A 3,827-nucleotide genomic window follows, 5' to 3' on the forward strand; every position below is an offset into this window, starting at 1 on the left:
CAGATACATGGCTGGCTCTTTAGATATTTTTATTATATGTCAAAAGCGTAGTACTTGGAGAGGGGCCGTTTGACTTTATGTGGGGTTGGGTTTCATAATATCTGAAACATTTGAATTAATCCAGTTTGATAGACTGTTGCCATTATAACGAACTTATGAAACCCTTGAAACGCCACCCTGCATTAATAGAACTTTCCCGTGAGCATCATGGCTCGCTGTCGTTGTGCGTCCGTCTCCTGCGTACGCCGGAGCAAAGCCATCAAGCGGAGCTGGATCCTCATTTTGCGGAGCTTGAGCCACATTTTTTGGAAGAGGAAACTATGTTTGCGCCGTATTGGGATAAGGTTGATCCGGCGTTGAGGCAGCGTTTTGAAGGTGATCATGCCAAGCTGCGTGCGATGATGGCTCATCCTGAATATATGAATGAATCATGGAATAAGGATTTTGCGGTGACTTTGCGCGATCATGCGCGTTTTGAGGAACGCGAGCTTTTTCCTGCGATTGAACCTTTTTTGCCTTTGCCTGAGAATGTGTAATAGGGAAGGGAATCAATGGCCGTCTGAAAAGTTTCAGACGGCCTCTGTTGCTGTTTTATAATGATATAAAAATTGAAGGAACCACTATGAACGATTTGTTCAAACATCCTGTATGGGCAATGGCCTTCCGCCCGTTTTATTCGTTGGCGGCTTTGTATGGCGCATTGTCTATATTGCTTTGGGGCTTCGGCTATCAGGGCACGCCTGAGTTGCCGGGTTTTTATTGGCATGCCCATGAAATGATTTGGGGCTACGCCGGATTGGTTGTCATTGCATTCTTGCTGACGGCCGTGGCAACTTGGACTAGCCAGCCGCCCACGCGCGGTAAGGCTTTGGCAGGTTTGACCGCATTTTGGCTGCTTGCGCGTTTGTGTGTGTTTATTCCCGGCTGGGGTGCGGCGGCAAGCGGCATATTCGGCACGATCTTTTTCTGGTATGGCGCGGTGTGCATGGCTTTGCCGGTAATCCGTTCTCAAAACAAGCGCAACTATGTTGCCGTATTTGCTATTTTTGTTTTGGGCGGCACCCATTTCGCGTTCCATATGAAAATGCAGCCGTTTGATGCCATCGCGCTGATGACCGGTCTGCAATCCGGTTTGATTATGGTGGCCGGTTTTATCGGTTTGATCGGTATGCGGATTATCTCGTTCTTTACGTCCAAACGTTTGAACGTGCCGCAAATTCCCAGCCCTCAATGGGTAGCACACGCATCGCTTTGGCTGCCTATGCTGACTGCCATGATGATGGCTCATAACATATTGCCGGGATTGGCTGCTTTGTTCTCTATTGCTGCAGGTGTGATTTTTACCGTGCAGGTGTATCGCTGGTGGTATAAAGCCGTACTGAAAGAGCCTATGCTTTGGATTTTGTTTGCCGGCTATCTGTTTACAGGCTTGGGCTTGATTGCTGTCGGTCTTTCTTATTGGATTTCAAGTTTCCTGAATTTGGGCGTACACCTTATCGGTGTTGGCGGTATCGGCGTGCTGACTTTGGGCATGATGGCACGAACTGCGCTTGGCCATACCGGCAACTCTATTTATCCGCCGCCTAAAGTGGTTCCTGTCGCCTTTTGGCTGATGATAGCCGCAACGGTTGTCCGTGTTTTGGCTACCTTTGTGAGCGGTACGGCATACACGCACAGTATCCGTTGCTCCGCCGCTTTGTTTGCCGTATCTCTGCTGTTGTACGCATGGAAATATATTCCTTGGCTGATCCGTCCGCGTTCGGATGGTCGTCCGGGTTAACGGTTTGGCAAAATGAAAAGGCCGTCTGAAAAGTTTCAGACGGCCTTTATTTATTGATAACAAAAAAGCCTTTCAAAGTATGAAAGGCTTTTATTGAAACTATGGCCTCGCCAACAGGAATCGAACCTGTATTTTACGCTTAGGAGGCATACGTTCTATCCGTTGAACTATGGCGAGGCGTTAAAGGAGGGGATTTTAAACCTTTCCGGCAAAAAAAGACAATAAGCCGGCGGCAATTAAGGGGCCGACCGGAATGCCGCCAAGAAAAGCAACACCGATGACGGTGCCGATTAATAATCCGGTTACCAAAACAGGCTGTTCGCTCATCAATGGAACGCCGCGTCCGGCAAGCCAAGCGACGAAGATGCCGATTAGGACGGCGGCAATCATTTTGAAATTGAGAAATTCAGACAGCGGCGGAATCTGTATTTTGCCTGAAACCAGCGGACTCAATACGCCGATGGTCAGTATAATGATGCCCACTTGCAAGCCGTGTTTTTCTACAAAGGGAATGTATTGCGACAAAGCGGTTTGCTGCATCAGCAATAAGACGGCCGCCGAAATCGTAATTGAGTTGTTGTTGCTGACAACGCCTAAAAAAATCAGCGTAACCAGAAACAAAGGGACAAAGCTGAAATTCATCGGATTAAGATACTCGGGCCAAGGATTCTTTTGCCAGTTGGATCATGGCATCTTTGACTTCGCTGTCAGGCAACACGTCCAATGAAGCGATGGCTTTGTCGACAGCTTTTTTCGCCTCGGAAATCGAATACGGCAAAGCGTCGGAGTTGACGACAAAGTCGTGGATTTTTTCAAAATAGCTGCGGTCGGCATTTTCCAAAGCGTGGCGCACATCGTTTGCGGCCTGCTCGGAGCCGTTTCTCATCAAGTAAATCAATGGCAGGGTAGGTTTGCCTTCTGCCAAATCGTCGCCGACGTTTTTGCCGATTTCTTCGGTTTCGCCAGAGTAGTCCAATACATCGTCAATGATTTGGAAAGCCGTACCGACGTACATGCCGTAGTCTTTCAAGGCTTGCTCGTGTTCGGGGGAAGCCTTGCCCAAAATTGCGCCGACTTGCGCGGCAGCTTCAAACAGTTTTGCTGTTTTGTATTGGATAACTTGGACGTATTGCTCTTCGGTAATATCCGTATTGCCGATGTTCATCAGCTGCATGACTTCGCCTTCGGCGATGATGTTGGTCGCATCTGCCATCACTTCTAAGATACGCATACTGCCTGAGCCAACCATCAGTTGGAAAGCGCGTGTATATAGGAAGTCGCCGACCAAAACAGCCGCCGCGTTGCCGAAGAGGTTGTTTGCTGTTTTACGGCCGCGGCGCAAATCGCTTTCATCGACGACATCGTCGTGCAGGAGGGTAGAGGTATGGATGAATTCCACCATTGCTGCCAGCGAGTACAGTTTTTCATCGTCATGCCCGACTGCTTTGCCTGCCAAAATGGTAATAATCGGACGCAGGCGCTTACCGCCCGCGCTGATGATGTATGTGCCGATTTGCGAAATCAGTGCAACATCGGATTGAACAGCTTGGTTGATGACCGCATTAACTTTGGCAAGGTCATCGGGCAGGTGGCGTTGGAAGTAAGGCAGGTTTTCGAGCATAAAACATTCTCTGTTGATAAAAAGGAGCGGGGCTCCAATGAATCTGTTTAAACCCGTACATTCGGTCGGGGTAATAACGTTGCATTAAAGATATCAGCAATCCAGCGCGTGATTATATCAGTTAAAAAGCATGCAACATATCTTTCAGACGGCCTTTTCACTTGTAAATAAAATAAATTTTGACAAAACAGGCAAATAGAAATAGAATAGCTCGTTTCGCACATGGTGTGCGGAAAGTTAACCTAATTCTCATGGAGTTGAGTATGTACGCGGTCGTAAAAACCGGCGGTAAACAATATAAAGTTTCCGTTGGCGAAAAATTGAAAGTAGAACAGATACCAGCCGAACTCGACAGCCAAATCGAACTGACTGAAGTTTTGATGATTGCTGACGGCGAATCTGTAAAAGTAGGCGCACCTTTTATCG

At 47.9% G+C, this 3,827-nt stretch carries 5 protein-coding genes and 1 tRNA gene; 3 read left to right on the top strand and 3 right to left on the bottom strand.

What is annotated here, in order from left to right; genetic code table 11:
* Positions 1 to 155: 155 nt before the first annotated feature.
* The gene (locus ACTHUT_RS15285) at positions 156 to 536 is read left to right on the top strand and encodes a hemerythrin domain-containing protein (protein ID WP_137041134.1); all 381 of its coding nucleotides are present in this window, start codon (positions 156 to 158) and stop codon (positions 534 to 536) included.
* A gap of 86 nt (positions 537 to 622) precedes the next feature.
* Complete coding sequence (locus ACTHUT_RS15290) at positions 623 to 1,780, top strand: NnrS family protein (protein WP_250591894.1); 1,158 nt, start codon at positions 623 to 625, stop codon at positions 1,778 to 1,780.
* Between the two features lie 102 nt (positions 1,781 to 1,882).
* Here ACTHUT_RS15290 and ACTHUT_RS15295 read toward each other — a convergent pair.
* The 3 genes from ACTHUT_RS15295 to ispB all read right to left on the bottom strand — a co-directional run bounded on the left by ACTHUT_RS15295 (position 1,883) and on the right by ispB (position 3,401).
* Positions 1,883 to 1,957: transfer RNA gene (locus ACTHUT_RS15295), tRNA-Arg, on the bottom strand.
* 18 nt (positions 1,958 to 1,975) lie between these two features.
* Entirely contained in the window at positions 1,976 to 2,422 is a 447-nt protein-coding gene (locus ACTHUT_RS15300) for a DUF441 domain-containing protein (protein ID WP_250591902.1), read from the bottom strand.
* 4 nt (positions 2,423 to 2,426) lie between these two features.
* Positions 2,427 to 3,401 carry an octaprenyl diphosphate synthase gene (ispB, locus tag ACTHUT_RS15305; protein ID WP_049351133.1) on the bottom strand — a complete coding sequence of 325 codons (975 nt, stop codon included), beginning with the start codon at positions 3,399 to 3,401 and terminating at the stop codon, positions 2,427 to 2,429.
* A gap of 263 nt (positions 3,402 to 3,664) precedes the next feature.
* Here ispB and rplU point away from each other — a divergent pair.
* Positions 3,665 to 3,827, top strand: a 163-nt coding sequence (gene rplU, locus ACTHUT_RS15310; protein ID WP_440418784.1) for a 50S ribosomal protein L21, incomplete at its 3' end; no start/stop codon positions are given.

It is taken from the genome of Neisseria sp. P0022.S010 (genome assembly GCF_051956635.1).

Excerpts from the sequence above, each read along its gene's own strand:
- ACTHUT_RS15285 (WP_137041134.1), top strand. The coding sequence starts at position 156 with ATGAAACCCTTGAAACGCCACCCTGCATTAATAGAACTTTCCCGTGAG.
- ACTHUT_RS15290 (WP_250591894.1), top strand. The coding sequence starts at position 623 with ATGAACGATTTGTTCAAACATCCTGTATGGGCAATGGCCTTCCGCCCG.
- ACTHUT_RS15300 (WP_250591902.1), bottom strand. The coding sequence starts at position 2,422 with ATGAATTTCAGCTTTGTCCCTTTGTTTCTGGTTACGCTGATTTTTTTA.
- ispB (WP_049351133.1), bottom strand. The coding sequence starts at position 3,401 with ATGCTCGAAAACCTGCCTTACTTCCAACGCCACCTGCCCGATGACCTT.